This window comes from Mycobacterium sp. BK086 (assembly GCA_004362315.1).
GTDB lineage: Bacteria > Actinomycetota > Actinomycetes > Mycobacteriales > Mycobacteriaceae > Mycobacterium.
Window position 1 is genome coordinate 125,477 of record SNWL01000010.1, and the last position, 13,984, is coordinate 139,460.

General features: G+C 68.0%; 15 protein-coding genes. 7 read left to right on the plus strand and 8 right to left on the minus strand.

Going from position 1 to position 13,984, the window contains the following annotated elements:
* Positions 1-161 precede the first annotated feature (161 nt).
* Both EV580_RS32435 and EV580_RS32440 read left to right on the plus strand, forming a co-directional pair.
* Positions 162-566, plus strand: coding sequence for a hypothetical protein (locus tag EV580_RS32435; RefSeq protein WP_133696935.1), 405 nt, complete (start codon positions 162-164; stop codon positions 564-566).
* Positions 567-693: 127 nt separating this feature from the next.
* Entirely contained in the window at positions 694-984 is a 291-nt protein-coding gene (locus tag EV580_RS32440; RefSeq protein ID WP_133696937.1) for a YiaA/YiaB family inner membrane protein, read from the plus strand.
* Between the two features lie 33 nt (positions 985-1,017).
* On the opposite strand, the gene EV580_RS32445 is transcribed toward EV580_RS32440, so the two are convergent.
* On the minus strand, positions 1,018-1,944 hold the full coding sequence (locus EV580_RS32445) for an FHA domain-containing protein (protein ID WP_286171989.1): 927 nt from the start codon (positions 1,942-1,944) through the stop codon (positions 1,018-1,020).
* 251 nt (positions 1,945-2,195) lie between these two features.
* Between EV580_RS32445 and EV580_RS32450 the strand changes: the two genes are divergently transcribed.
* Both EV580_RS32450 and EV580_RS32455 read left to right on the plus strand, forming a co-directional pair.
* A complete protein-coding gene (locus EV580_RS32450; RefSeq protein ID WP_133696941.1) occupies positions 2,196-2,495 on the plus strand; it encodes a DivIVA domain-containing protein in 300 nt (99 codons plus the stop codon).
* 41 nt (positions 2,496-2,536) lie between these two features.
* Positions 2,537-4,030, plus strand: coding sequence for a neutral zinc metallopeptidase (locus EV580_RS32455; RefSeq protein ID WP_208114685.1), 1,494 nt, complete (start codon positions 2,537-2,539; stop codon positions 4,028-4,030).
* Here EV580_RS32455 and EV580_RS32460 read toward each other — a convergent pair.
* The 5 genes from EV580_RS32460 to EV580_RS32475 all read right to left on the minus strand — a co-directional run bounded on the left by EV580_RS32460 (position 4,019) and on the right by EV580_RS32475 (position 10,542).
* The gene (locus tag EV580_RS32460; RefSeq protein WP_166654990.1) at positions 4,019-4,393 is read right to left on the minus strand and encodes a WhiB family transcriptional regulator; all 375 of its coding nucleotides are present in this window, start codon (positions 4,391-4,393) and stop codon (positions 4,019-4,021) included. The two genes, EV580_RS32455 and EV580_RS32460, sit on opposite strands and share 12 nt — an antisense overlap.
* Positions 4,394-4,443: 50 nt before the next feature.
* Positions 4,444-4,572, minus strand: a complete 129-nt coding sequence (locus tag EV580_RS34410) for a hypothetical protein (RefSeq protein WP_286171965.1) — start codon at positions 4,570-4,572, stop codon at positions 4,444-4,446.
* Between the two features lie 161 nt (positions 4,573-4,733).
* Positions 4,734-6,779 (minus strand): hypothetical protein, encoded by a 2,046-nt coding sequence (locus tag EV580_RS32465; RefSeq protein ID WP_133696942.1) that lies wholly within the window; start codon positions 6,777-6,779, stop codon positions 4,734-4,736.
* A 493-nt stretch (positions 6,780-7,272) separates the two neighbouring features.
* Entirely contained in the window at positions 7,273-9,261 is a 1,989-nt protein-coding gene (locus tag EV580_RS32470; protein ID WP_133696944.1) for a serine/threonine-protein kinase, read from the minus strand.
* Positions 9,262-9,270: 9 nt separating this feature from the next.
* Positions 9,271-10,542 carry a DUF7373 family lipoprotein gene (locus EV580_RS32475; protein WP_133696945.1) on the minus strand — a complete coding sequence of 424 codons (1,272 nt, stop codon included), beginning with the start codon at positions 10,540-10,542 and terminating at the stop codon, positions 9,271-9,273.
* A gap of 395 nt (positions 10,543-10,937) precedes the next feature.
* Here EV580_RS32475 and EV580_RS32480 point away from each other — a divergent pair, with 395 nt between their 5' ends.
* The gene (locus EV580_RS32480; RefSeq protein WP_133696947.1) at positions 10,938-11,225 is read left to right on the plus strand and encodes a hypothetical protein; all 288 of its coding nucleotides are present in this window, start codon (positions 10,938-10,940) and stop codon (positions 11,223-11,225) included.
* Positions 11,222-11,794, plus strand: a complete 573-nt coding sequence (locus EV580_RS32485; protein ID WP_133696948.1) for a DnaB-like helicase N-terminal domain-containing protein — start codon at positions 11,222-11,224, stop codon at positions 11,792-11,794. The genes EV580_RS32480 and EV580_RS32485 overlap by 4 nt, the downstream gene beginning before the upstream one ends.
* Before the next feature lie 48 nt (positions 11,795-11,842).
* Here the strand turns inward: EV580_RS32485 and arr are convergent, their stop codons facing one another.
* Positions 11,843-12,265: an NAD(+)--rifampin ADP-ribosyltransferase gene (arr, locus tag EV580_RS32490; protein ID WP_133696950.1), complete on the minus strand. Its 423-nt coding sequence runs from the start codon at positions 12,263-12,265 to the stop codon at positions 11,843-11,845.
* A gap of 540 nt (positions 12,266-12,805) precedes the next feature.
* On the opposite strand from arr, the gene EV580_RS32495 reads away from it, so the two are divergent.
* Entirely contained in the window at positions 12,806-13,345 is a 540-nt protein-coding gene (locus tag EV580_RS32495; RefSeq protein ID WP_133696951.1) for a hypothetical protein, read from the plus strand.
* A gap of 71 nt (positions 13,346-13,416) precedes the next feature.
* Here the strand turns inward: EV580_RS32495 and EV580_RS32500 are convergent, their stop codons facing one another.
* Positions 13,417-13,863: a hypothetical protein gene (locus EV580_RS32500; protein WP_133696953.1), complete on the minus strand. Its 447-nt coding sequence runs from the start codon at positions 13,861-13,863 to the stop codon at positions 13,417-13,419.
* Positions 13,864-13,984: the final 121 nt, after the last annotated feature.

A 13,984-nucleotide genomic window follows, 5' to 3' on the forward strand; every position in this document is an offset into this window, starting at 1 on the left:
TCTTATGAGACGTGGTTGAGTCGGAAGGCGCGGCAGGGAACAATTCGAGCGTGAGCGCACCGCCTGACACTGCTGGCTGAAACCGCGCCATATTGGCCCCGTCGGACATGAGACCCAAAGTGCCGCAATGCCACCTGAGTGACCGGGGCGATAATCGTGACGTGCTCCGTCAAATCGCCCAAGTCGCGCTGGGCCTGTACTGGTCGGTGTGCGGTGCCCTGATGGCGTTGAACCCGCCGCCGCCGGGCTTCCGCAGGTCGGCGGCGCTACCCTTGATCGGCTGGCTCGTCATGGCCGCCTCGCTCTACCTCGCGGCCACTGCCGCGTTGTCCCGGGACCCGTCCCGGTGGTTATCCGGCGGCCCGCCGCGGCATGGCCGCCGTGGCAGCGAAACTACCCTTGTCTCTTGGCGATTGGTGATCGCCGCGGTGGGGGGTGTAGCGGCTGCGGTGTGGTGCACGTGGTACGGCGTCACGTATGGATACCTGTCCATGCTGGGGTTGGGCATCGCAGCGGTGCCGCTCGCAGCGGTGGGGGTGGCCTACCTCGTGCGCGCATGGCGGTGACCACGCGCCAGCACCCGCGGAACTTGCCGCACGCCCGTCACCGCGGTCAACGCCCTGGCCGATTCCAACGACCCGGGCTGAAAATTGGTGCACTCCACGGTCGTCGAGCCGCCCGATACTGAAACACATGAACACCTCCACAGGCACTTCCAAGACCACCAGCGCCTACTTCGTGCAGACCGCGATCGCTTTCGGGATCAGCTTCCTGGCCGCCGTCGGCGGGATCTTGTTCCTGCCGCTGGACCCCTGGCAGCGTCTCTTCCTCGGCATCAGTGTGCTGTTCATGGTGTCCAGCGCCTTCAGCCTCGCGAAGGTGGTCCGGGATCTGCAGGAAGCCAGCACCGTACGCGTGCGCCTCGACGAGGCGCGAGTGGAAAAGCTTCTGGCCGAACACAACCCGTACGTCAACATCGGCTGACGCGAACCGGCCCGGCACTGCGAACCCGCGCGGCTAGCGCTGGCCGGTGACCTGATCCACCAGCGACTGCAACGCTGCCGCGGTGCCCGGATCCACCGCCACACCGCCCTCGGCGGCGTGCACCGCCGCCGGCTCCAACCCGACGGCGTGCGCCGCCTCGTCGAGACTCAGGCCGGCGGCGCGCCGCGCGGCGAAAAACCGCCACCCCAACGCGGCGGCGGGAGCCTGGGCGGCGTAGCCGATCAACTCAGCCGACGTTTTCCGCACCGCGCCCAGCGCCAGGGCGAGCGCCGGAGCGCCTGGAGTTACCGCAGCGGCCTCGGCGGTGATGCGTTCCAAGTCGCGCAGATTCGCCAACGCGGCGGTGACCCGCGGGGTGAACTGGGGATCGCTGAGCGCGGGCAGAAGAGCTAAGCCCGCGGTGATTGCCCGCAAGGCCACCTCGACGGCCGCGGCGACCAGCTCGGCAGCCGAGGCCGGTGCCTTCTGCGGATCGCTGTCCTGAGGATCGGGTGCCGGTTGCGGTACCGCGGCCTGCCCTGCTGCTGTGCCGACGGCCTCCGGAGCTGGCGGCGGGGCAGCGACCGCTACCCCGCTGACCGGCGCCGCCGTCGTCGTCTCCGCAACGGCATCAGCCACCGGCGGCGCCAGTTGCGTCGGGTCGCTATAGGACAACCCGAACGTCAAAGCCAGTCCCTGCGGGTCGCCAAGGTGGATCGTCATGTTGTCCTGCAGCGGGAAGAAGGAGCCGTAGCGTTGGCCCTGAAAAAACGCGCCATTGCTGCTCAAATCCACCGCCCGCCAGCCCTGCGGCTCCGGTTGCAGCCGCAGATGCTGACGCGAAATCCGTTCGTCGAGGACCTGGATCGTGGCCGTCGTTGACCGGCCGACAATCGCCACCCCGTCGGCCGGATCGAGCAGGCGGATCACCCCTGGAGCCTGCACCACCAGCGTTGGCACCTGATCCAACCCGACCTCCTTGGTCCTCCACCCTGGGCGAATACTACCGACCGCTCCACGTGATGGCAGTCCGATTGCCCCGAGTTGACGCACCACCGCGCGGCGCGTTGCAGCTAAATCCGCAGATAGAGGCCTATTGACTAGGCTTGGTCCACCGCCGGCGGCACAGAAGTTGTTGCATTACATCCAGATATGGACATATAGTTGTTGCACTGCATCAATTTCGTTCCAGCTCGTGAAGGGATTCCGCCGTGGCCAAGAACCACCTCCAGACCATCACCGCCGCCGATATCCGCGATGCCACCTTCGGCAAGCCGCCGATCGGGCAGCAGGGGTACCGCCACGAGGACGTCGACAACTTCCTGCACATGATCGCCGAACGCCTCGACGCCGGCCAGCTGGTGTCGCCGAAAGAAGTCCACGCCATCACCTTTCGCCGTCCGCCCATGCTCCAACGCGGCTACAACGTCGATGAGGTCGACGAATTCCTCGACCGCCTGGCCCTGGCTGCCCAGCAGGAACTGACGCGCCGCGAGCGCGAATCGCACTGACCGAACCCCACCACTGTCCGCCACGACCCGACAAGGTTGCCATGACCATCACCACCCGGAACCGCGGCCGCCGTGGCGCACTGCTGGTCACCGCCCTTGCGCTGTGCCTGACCCTGCTGCTGCCGGGCTGCTCCACGATGGTCGCCGGGCACCCGGTGACGATGCTCTACGACCCGTTCCGGGTGGGCGGGCTGCCCGCCGAGGACGGCCCCAGCGGCCCCAAGCCTGGCGCCCCCGAACCGAACGGCACCGTTGAGGGCACCAACGGTGGCGACATCGACCACCTGGCGCTGCTGAGCATCAACGACATCGAGGAATTCTGGCGCTCCACCTACCCCGGCGCCTTCCCCGGCCAATCGTTCGTCCGGGTGAAGAACCTGGAGTCCTACGACTCCACCGACCCCACCGGCCACGCCGCCTGCGGGGAAAGGACCTACCACCTGGTCAACGCGTTCTTCGCCAACCGGTGCAACCTCATCGCCTGGGACCGCGGGGTGCTCGTGCCGACCGCGAAGAAGTTCTTCGGCGACATGGCGGTCACCGGACTACTCGCCCACGAATACGGCCACGCCATCCAGCGCATGGCCAACCTGGTCAGCCGCAAAGACCCCGCCCTGGTCCTCGAACAACAAGCCGACTGCTTCGCGGGCACCTACCTCCGGTGGGTCGCCGAAGGCCACTCCCGCCGCTTCACCATCAGCACCGGTGACGGGCTCAACCACGTCCTGGCCGGCATCCTGGCCAGCCGCGACCCGATCATCACCCCCACCGAGTCCGACCTGATCGAAGAAGGCCACGGCACCGCTCTCGACCGGATCAGCGCCTTCCAGATGGGCTTCGACACCGGCACTACCACATGCGCGGACATCACCATGGACGAGATCAGGCACCGCCGCGGCGACCTGCCCCTGTCGCTGCAGGCCGACCCGCGCGGACAGATGCAGACCGGCGAAGTCGCCATCACCGGCGACACCCTCACCACTCTGGCCGAGATCCTGGGCACCGTCCTGCGGCCGGCCAACAAGCCCGCCGTATCACTGCAACCCGCGAACTGCCCCGACGCCGGAACGACACCGCCTGTCTCCTACTGCCCGGCCACCAACACCATCAGCGTGGACCTACCCGCCCTCCAGCAGATGGGACGCGCCCAGGACGAATCCAGTTACGTTCTGCTGCAAGGTGATAACACCGCACTATCGGTCTTCACCTCCCGCTACACGCTGGTCGCCCAGCACGACAAGGGCCTGCCCCTGGATTCCGCGGTGACCGCCTTGCGCACCGCCTGTCTCACCGGGGTCGCCCAGCGGGCGATGTCGGCGTCCATCGATACCGCCTCGGGACAGCAACTGGTGCTCACCGCCGGGGACCTCGACGAAGCCACCGCCGGGCTGCTCACCAACGGGCTCGTCGCCAGCGACGTCAACGGATCCATCGTTCCAGCCGGCTTCACCCGCATCACGGCCTACCGCGCGGGCCTACTCGGCACCGCCGACCAGTGCTATCAACGCTTCGCTGGCACAACCCTAGCGAGCTAGGGCACCTCCGGCAGCCAGGTAACGCTGGACTGTGCGTCGGCTGCAACCGAGTTGGGCGGCGATCTGGTTGACCGTCAATCCTGCGGCCCGCAGCCGGTGAGCTTTGTCTGCCGGGATTTCACCGATGCCGAGTTCGGCGGCGATCCGGTCGCGGTGGAACGGGCCATGGCCGCCGTACCATCCCGCTCGGGCATCGGGTTCTTCGGCGGCGAGGGCGAGCGCAAGGCATGGCGTTCGGGCGGGGCAGGTGGCGCAGCGGGCTTTGGAGATGTCGTCGAGATCGCCATCGGGGTGGTAGACGTCCGGATCGACACCGATACAGGCGGCCTGGGTGACGTTGATGCTTGCTGGGTTCGCGATCAAACGCAGCAGTTGTTTGTGACAGTCGGGTTGGGATAAGGGTGATGGGTGGTTCATTCCAGCTCCTGGGTGTCGGGGCGAGCTGGAAGGTTCCGGCGCACCCACTTGATGTCGGCCGGGTCGAAGACCCGGTGTGACGGCAAGCGGCATTCGGGACGTTTGGTCGGTTCCGAGGTGTGCATGACCGTGACCGTCGTGGTGGTCTTGGTCAGCGTTGCCGCCCGCGCACTTGGTGGTGCTGGTGAACCGAGTGTGATCCCGATGTCGCGTTTTTAGTTATAAGGTTTCCGGGGTCGGGACGGCCCCGGGTTGCATGTCCCGGGGCCCTCCGCTTGCACCATGGCTATGCCATCGGCTCCTCCTGCTGGTCGCCCTCGTTGTCGTCGAGGTCCAGGTCGTCGTCCTCGAAGTCGACGTCGTCCGGTTCGTCGGTGTCGGTCTCCTCACCGATTTCGGCGCCGTTGCGCTGGAGCCTGCGGCTCTTCCACACCGGCAGCTTGTCGAGCACGTCGTACAGGATGCTGCGCCAAACGTCGCAATCTGCCTTGTCGGCGCCCAGGGCGTCGATCGCAGACGAACCGTCATCGGCGCGCACGGCCTCGACGGCTTCCACTGCCGCCTCTACGGAGCTGACGGCCGTGGCCAACTGCTTGAGCGCGTTGTCGAGCCGTTCGCCCGTGGTGACGGGTACCGGGACCGGTACTGGTCCAGCACCGGGCCGTGGGTAGGCACTGCGCAGCACGGTGTCTCTGAGCACGACGTCGCGGCCGTCTTGTGTCTTGGCGACTTGGCCATCCTCGCCGATGAGCCGCACCCGCCGTTCGGCGGCGAAGTCGTGAAGTGCTTGCTGGAGCTGGCGGACGCCACGGGGGGTGGTACGCATGCGGTCGATGACCTCGCCGGGATTACGCCGGTCGGGTTGATCGCTGTTGACACTGCCACGGTCTGCGGTCAGGGCTCCGTCGACGATCAGCGGATAGGCGCCGCGGGCGGCGAGTTCCCTTGTGGCAGGGCCGGGTTTACCTGCAGCGACTTCCTGCTCGGCGGCGGCGATGATTTCGTCATGGCTACGCAAAGACGCCGTCCACTCCTCCCTGGTCAGCTCCTGACCGAACGCCTCCTTCAGGTACTTGCGGGTGCGCTCGCGGCGCCTGGGTTCCTCTTCGGGCAGGGATCGCAAGATCAGGGAGGTGGCGATGTCGAAGAGCAGCTTGGTGGTGATCCTGTTGCGGGTGCTCTGTGTGGTGATCGCACAGCGGATTCCCGCGTAGATCTCGGGATCGCGCTCAGTGAACAGACGCACAATGGCGCTGCACCTGATGGCCGCGTCATTGCTGAAGCCGTCTTCGGCTGCCTCCTCAGGCGTCAGCTCGCCGGATATCCACTTGGCCCGTCCGTGGGTGATCAGGTTCCGGCGCTCGAGCTCGTCGATGACCGCGTCGGCCAAGGCTTCGTTCTCGGTGGCAGGACCCCAGGGCTTGGGATAGTCAACGTGGCGCAGCGCGACGAGTGACTTCACGGCCACGCCGAAGTCGGCGACGGTGCTGTCATGCGGTTCGTAGCCCACCAGGAGCAGTGCGGGCATGGTTTCGCAGCGCAGCATCACTGCCAGGTCGGGGTCCACTTCGGCGGGACTGCCCGCCGCATCAAGCTCCTCGTTGAGCTTGCGGACGTGGGCGCGAAGCCGGCGTTCCTCGGCGTTATAGGGCACATCGGCGGAGCGGACGCCGAGGAGGTCGTGGACGCTGGTGGCGCGGCTGGAGCCCTCTGCGGTGACCGGTGCGGTCACGTCCGGCGTGTCATCGTCATGGACGAATGTGGTTGCGACCACCCAGGTTTCGGTCATCACGCCCTGGTTGCTGATGGATTCGCGCCAATCGTTGTTGCTCAGGACGTATTCCCTGGCCTGCCCCGCTGCCCACGCCAGGTGTTCCTGGTTCTGCAAGCGCTGGATCAGTTCCGGCTTACCGTCGGGGTGGGCGAGCGGTTCGGGGAGGGGGGCAAACCGGGTGCGCTCGTCCTTGCCCACCACACCTGATGCGGGGTGCCGGCGTGAGGGACTGATGCGCGGGTTGCGTGGGTCGGGCATGATCGCACGTGACCAAACCTGGGCGCGCACCGCCAAGACGGCCCCACCGGGTACCGGGAGCCGTTCGGGGCCAGCCTCAATGGAACGGCGGACTGCGGAGGGGTCGACAACCGCTGCCGCAAGTGCTTGGGCCGCTTCCTCGCCCATGTTCAGCTGGTCGACCATCTTGTCGACGAGCTTGCGGCTTGCCGGGGAGAGCGCCGGCGTGGGAAGTGGCTCAACCGGACGCGGCAACACCTTATCGGTAGCCAGAGCGGTCGCCGATGCCGGCGCGGAAGGTGCATAGATAGTAGTGGTCATGATTCTCATCCGATCTTTTGTTCCGGGGCGCCCGGGACTTTCCGGACGCTAGTGCTGGTCCGGGGAGATCGACGTGAGATGGCCGTTCCGCTCTCCCCCTCGACGTGCCGGGCGGGAAACCCGGTGAAGCCGAGGCGGCATCGACATCCAGAGTCACGTCCAAGGCGTACCGGCGGTTGTATTGCCGGCGTTGCCGCCCCAACGCCAAGGAGCGCGGGTGAGGATCATCGAGAGGTTCGACGTCGCTGCGGTTTAGGTTACCAGCGTGGGGGTGACACAACTCACCGCGAAGCGCGCCCTGGCGGACGTACGGCGCCAAGATCGTGGTTGCACTATCCGACGGTGTAAAGCTCCGCAATCGAGTACCCGGCCGTTGACATCCCAAAGCTGCAGCGCTGTCGTCGCCACTCGCGGCTGGGTCGAGGGATTGTTCAGGCCCGACTGCTTAACCGCGGTTAACCGCTGCCGCCAGCCGCGGTGATACGGAAAGCCGTCAGTGAATCTGGCGCCCCAACGCATCCACGAGACCAGAATTCAAGAACTCCGTCGCCGCATACCCGCCCGACGTCAACGCTGCGATCGTGTTCGGGTCGTCGACGATGATGGTGGCGCCGCGGTAGTCGACGAACGGCTGCGGCAGCCCGTTGTACGACCCCTGCCCGGCGGCCTTGTCGGTGCGCAACACCACCCGGGCGTTCGGCGCCGCCGAATTCACCTGTGCCACATCGGGAATCGGCCGGGTTTGTCCGTTGTCGGTGCTGCTTCGCTGCCAGGTGTCGGTGTAGCGGAAGCCCAGGCCCTGCAGGTAGGCCGCGGCCGGTGAATCCGCCAACTCCGCCGCCACCCCGGCGTCGGAGACGGTCAGCACCTCGATCGTCTTGCCGTCGAACGCCGGATGCGCCGAGCGCAGATCAGCCTGCGCCGCCGCGGCGGAGTCCAGCAGCTGCTTGGCCTTATCGCTGCGGCCCAGGATCCGGCCCACCCAGCCGAGCTGGTTCTGCCAGGTCCAGTCGGTGCCGGTCGGGCGGCCCACCGTCGGAGCGATCGCCGTCAGCTTGCCGTAGCTGGCGTCGTCGAGATCGCCGGTCGCGATGATGACATCCGGTTTGGCCGCGGCCACCGCAGTCATGTCGAGGCTGGGCAGCACCGGGAAGCCGTCGGTCACCAGCTGCTTGTCCCAGCTCGGCAACACCCCGCCGGCGGCCACCATGACCACGGGCTGAACTCCCAGCGACAGCACCGCCTCACCGTCCCCGGGTCCCAGCGCGGCCACCGCGTGCGGCCGCTGATCGAGGCGGGTGGTGCCATGCGCATGCACCAACGTCTGAGGGGTGTAACCGGGTGCGCTGGACTGCGGCCACCACACCAGCGTCGCGGCGACCGCCACCACCACCGCCAGCACGGCGGCGATCCACCACCGGCGTCGACGCCCACCCCCGCCGACCGTCCCGCCATACACGGATCCCGACCCTGGGCCCGCGCCGCCGGCCAGCGCCCCGGCCGTCCACTGCCCCGGCGGGGCCGGTGGCGGCACCGCCGGGCCGCGCGGCCCGCTGAAGTGCCCACTGGGATAGGTCACCGCCGCATCCGGCGACCTCCCCGACAACGGAGTCCACTCACCCGCGCGCGGGGGCGGCACCACCACCGGCGCCGTCGGCCCCATGTCCAGCGCCGCGGCAGCCGCCCGCGCCAGCTCCTGCGCCGTGCCGTAGCGCTCGGCCGGGTTCTTGGCCATTGCCCTGGCGATCACCGCGTCCATCGCCGGCGGCAGGCCAACCAGCTGTTCGCTGGGCCGCGGCGGCGGGGCATACAGATGGGCGGCAATCACCGCCGACATCGCGCCGCCGAACGGCATCCGCCCGGTCAGCAGCCGATACAACGAACAGCCCAGCGCGTAGACGTCGGCGCGGCCGTCGACCGGATCACCGGCCAGCGCCTCGGGGGCGGCGTAGGCCACCGTGGTCATCACCGCGCCGGTCTGGGTCAGGCCCACCGCCTCATCCAGCGCCCGGGCGATGCCGAAATCAGCCAGAAACACCCGCTGCCCGTCGGCGGACAGCAGAAAGTTGGCCGGTTTGACGTCACGGTGCACCAGATGGCGCCCGTGGGCGTAATCCAGTGCCTTGGCCACCTCGCCGACGATGTGCACCGCGCGGCCAGCCGTCATCCGGCCTTCCTCGAGCTCCTTCTGCGCATCCGAGCCGGCCACGTACTGCATCGCGATCCACAGCTGGCCATCGCTGGCGCCGCGGCTGTAGACCGCGACGATGTTCGGGTGATCCAGGGTGGCCGCCAGGTCGGCCTCCCGGGTGAACCGGTGCCGGAACTGCTCGTCGCGGCTGAGCTCGGCGGAGAGCACCTTGAGCGCGACCAGACGCGGCAAGACCGGGTCGGCGGCCAGATACACCGTGCCCATCCCCCCAGCACCGAGTTCTTGCTGAATGCGGTAACCCCCGATGACCGCACCGGCATCCAACGCCACGTCGCGCCCCTACTTGCCGGCCAGAATGCGGTACTGCGCCGAGACCTGCTGCATCGCATCGGCTTCGTCGGCGGAGAACACCGTGAACGCATAACGGTCGGCCGAGGCCACGCACTTGTAATGCCACTGCACGCGCTGCCACGACGTCGCCGCGGTATCGGGCAGCGCACCCTTGACCCGCACGAAACACCGGGCCCGCGGCAACCCGTGCACTTCCTTCGGCACCGCGCCGATCCCGTTGGTCGACCGCAGCGCCTGCACCAGTTGGGTGGCGAGCTGGGTTGCGCTGTCGGGATTCAGGGCCTGATACACCGTGGCCAACCGCTGACCCACCTCGTCGACGCCGGCAGTTTTCAACCACGCTGTCGCCGCTACTGGGTCATCCTCGAAGTGCAACCAGCCCGCGGTCGGCCACGCACCGATGATGGCAGGCGCCTTGTGGTCGGGGGCCTGCAACGTGTGGGCCAGCAGCTGGCCCGTCGGATCCAGGGGCAGCTGGGCCATCTTGTCCGGCGGGGTCGGCACGAACTTGTCGATCAACGGCTTCTGCAGAATCAGCGCCTGCTGCACCAACAGGTCCGGACCGGCACCCAGGATGTTGTCGGCGGTCCGCGCAATCTGCACCAGGACGTACGGTCCGTGGGCCGTGAAACTGTGCACCACGTGGGCGCCAGACACGTCATAGCCGGTGGCCAGCGCGTCCGGATGACCCGGTATCGGTTTGGGATACGGCGCCGAGGCACCCGCCGGCGGGGGATCCTTAGCGGCCATCTCCCCGGCAGCCGCCGCGGCCGCGGCCGGATCGGGGAAGCGCAGCACCAGGATCTGCAGACTCCGCGGCTGGCTGGCCCCCTCTGCGGTGACCCGCAGCGTGGAGAATCCAGCGATCAACCCGTGGGCAGCGACGACGTCCCCGAGCGGGGCGGCCAGCACGTTGTTGACGGAAATCGTGGCACCGTCGGGCATCACCCCGGTTAGCGCCGTGTCCAGGACCGAGCTGCGGGCCCGGATCGCGTCATCGACCTGCCAGGGACCGACCGTGAACGCGGCCAGCCGCTGAGATTCCAGGATGCTCTGGCTGGCACGGTTATCACCTGCGGTGCCGTAGGGATGGCTGGCGGCGGTCTCGTACGGTCCGGTGTCCATCAACGCCACGCTCGCGCCATCGGAATCGGTCGACTCGGGCGCCTTGACCGCCAGCCCGGCCACGGTGGACGAACACCCGGCCAACACCCCAACCAGCAGTGCAGCCAGCCCGACCCGCACCGTCGACCTGCTCATGGCCCCCTCCGCCGCATCAGCCCCCGCCGCGCTGCGATATCCGTCTTCAGCTAACAACATTTACCACCACAACGACTGTCGGCGCGGTCAACCGGCCGCACGCCCGGCCCGGCCAACGCATGACTAGCGTTCACGCTCGCCGCGAGCCGGGCGAGAAGAATCGAAAAGAAGTATTTCTCCGCCGCGATGTGCATTGCGAAAATCCGCCATTCACCACAACAATCGCCGCCGCCGGTCGCCAATCGGGCGCCGGCCGATCGCCGAATCGAAAAGCGTTGTGCTGGATGGATATCCGTCTAAGAACTAGCCCACGATATTCACAGAAAGATATCCGTCCCCAGCTCCCGAATAACCGTCGCCGATCGTCGGAGTCAATTCCTAAAATGGAAGCAGAAATGGACGCAACGACGACCGCACTGCGTTTCCCGTACTGGCGCTCCGGAGACCCGCTTATGTATCAGCTCACGATCGACCACCAGGGCCAGCGGTGCACCAGCCGGCACCGCCGGTTCGAGGGCGCCCATCGAGCGCTCGTCGCGTTCGTCGTGGTCACCGACTGTTATCTGCACGAGCAACCTGTCGCCGGCCTCGAACGGCGCTATCTGCTCGTGCAGCCAACACCGTCGCCGCGCCGCCCCCAGTGCGCCGGCCACGCGCTCATCGAAGCCCTGACGACGCCATGACCGCGACCACCGATCAACGGCCCGCCACTCGGCGCTTGACGTCAGATTCCCGTGCGGAATCCATTGTCCGGCAGTGGGAACCCGAGCACCAACTACTCGGGGCACTGATGCACCTGAGCGCGGCGCGCGTCACCCCACTCCTCGCCCTGGTGCCCGACCATGCCATCCACCACCCGATGACTCGGTGGGCCTACGAACTCATCCGGGCGCTCGTCGAATCCGGCCGCGATCCCGACCCGGTCGCCGTGCTGGCCGCCGGCAGCCGACAACCGGCTCGCGCAGCGCTGGATCCAGTGGGAGCGCCCACCCCCACCCAGCACCACCGGCTCGCGCTGTACCTGGCCGACGCCTACACCCACACCCTCTCCCCTAGCGCCGCGACCAGTTACGCCCGCGATGTCCTCGACCAGGCCTACCGCCGCAGCTTTCGCGCGCACGGCATGGCGATGGTCTGCCTCGCCGACGCCGGCGCCGACCGCGACACCCTCACCGACCACTTCGCCGCGGCGTGGGAGGAGCTCGCCGACCTATCCCGTCGCAGCCGACGATGCAGTCCTCCGGCAGCATGACCGGCCGCGCTGGCCGCGCTGCGCAGCGAATTGCGTTTCGCCCCAAGCTCAGTTCAGGATCTGACCACCCTCGCCGGACAGCAGCACCGATAGCCGTGCCCGCCATGCCTGCAGCTGCTCGGGTGTCAGCCGCGTCCACTCGGTGACCTCGCCAACTATGCGCAATGGGGCGCCACTGCGGTAGGACCGCGTCGGATTGCCCGGGAACTTCTTATCGGTCACGTTCGGGTCGTTCTCGAACTCTCCGGTCGGCTCCACTTCGTACACCCTGGGGACGGCCTGTCCCGCGGCGAGTTCAGCGGCGACTTCGGCAGCCAGGCCTGCGCCATCCACCAGAGCGGTGAAGTAGATGTGGTTCATCACGATCTCGGGACGGTAGTTCGATGGCCGACCCGCAGTGAGGAACTCCCCCGCCCTCAAATCCGCGGTCGTGCCATGGAAGAACGGACCCTCACCAAGCGGTTGAGACACCTAGAAATCCTCCCGAGTCGCTGCGACGCGCCATCATGGCCCACCACCCGGGCCTTGCCGCAAGCCCCCACCCCTGCCCTATTCTGAAAGTGGCACGGGTGGCGTCGATCTCACGCAGCCAACCCCCAAGTCGCCGGATAAGGCCCGGTCATCGCCGGCGGCATCGGAGCACGGCCTGAACTCCACCCCGCAACACCGCGCTGACGCGCGGCAGGCCGCCTCCCGGCGGCCCTATCCGTAGCCCCTCACCTCACTAGCCGTCAGCGTGCGCCCAGTGTGACCGACAGGGACCCCGTCACCGTCAACCCACGCCCGGCGGGCTCGCCCGTTCTCCGCTTCCGCTCGCTGGCGCTCACGTCCGCTGCGCCCGTGCGGCTCCGGCGGCATTTTCGGCCCTACCCAGCTCGCTGCCGCTCGCGGCCGAAAATCCGCCTCCAGCTTGACCGCCGGACTCTTCGGGGTTGACGGCGCCACCCCGCCGGTCCCCCTACCCCCACGCCAACCGGCGCATCCCCAGCAGAAGCGAAACGGAGCACGATCATGACCCTCTCGCCCACCAGCGTCCACACCACACCCCCGGCCCTGATCACCCACATCGTGGCCACCCTGCGCGGCGACCAGCACGCCGACCTGTCCGTGCACCACGCCCGCACCCCCGACGCGCGCATCGCCGTCACCTTCAGCGGAATCCTGATGGTGCTCTACAGCTGCCAGGCCGCCCAGGGACTCCTGGAAGCCTTCACCGCCGCCCGCGGCCACATCGCCGCCATCCCCCGCGAATTGCCGCCCCCGCCAGCCGATCCCGCCGAGCCCTTTGTACGGACCACGGTGTCGGTCGAATGGACCCGCCGCCCCCACTACGCCGCCACCGCACAAATGACCCTCAACCAGAAGAAGGACCACATCGTGCACTGGACCGAGCTCTACACCGGCCCCATCACCTGGCGCATCCGCGACCAACGGGCCCTGCTGTCCACCCTCGAGACCCTCACCGAGGTGCACCGCACCGCCACCGCGGTCTTCCTCGACGGCAACCAGTACAGCGCCGACCCCGCCGACACCAACTTCCCCGCCGCATAGTCCGGTCCCCGCCCGGTCGCGCCGCACACCACGGCCGGCCGGGCGGGACCACCACCGCTGACCGCCCACAGTCACAGCGCAGGTTCGGGATTCACCCCCGCCACGTGTTCCGGCGGCGTATCCACACGCACCGGAACGTCGACCATCGCAGGCTCGACACCACCACCAGCCGCCGGCGCACCCGCGCGCGCCACCCGCAACAACTCGCGGACCGCCTTCACCTCCAGACCGGCCATCCCGGCGATACCACGCACACTCTCCCCCCGAGCCGCCATCGCCGCCAACGCCGTCCCGCACGCCAACCGCTGCTCCTCGCGACGCGCATCCGCCTGCTGCCGCAGCGCGCTGACCTTCTCGGCCAACCAATCGTCCACCGCGTCAGCCCGCTCCCGCGCCGAAAAGAACGCCGCCAAATCCGCCATATTCGCCCGCGTCCGGGCCGCCAACTCCTCCGCGGCGGCCAACGCCGCCGTCCGCGCCGCGGCTCGCGCCGCCTTCGTCGTCGCACCATAAGCCATACCCCGCACGCTAAACCCAGCCAAACCCCTTATGCCTCACCCAAATCACCCGAATCGCCACACCATCGCGCACCCACCGTCACCTCCACCAGCCCTCACCCAGGCCAGAGATCGGCCATCA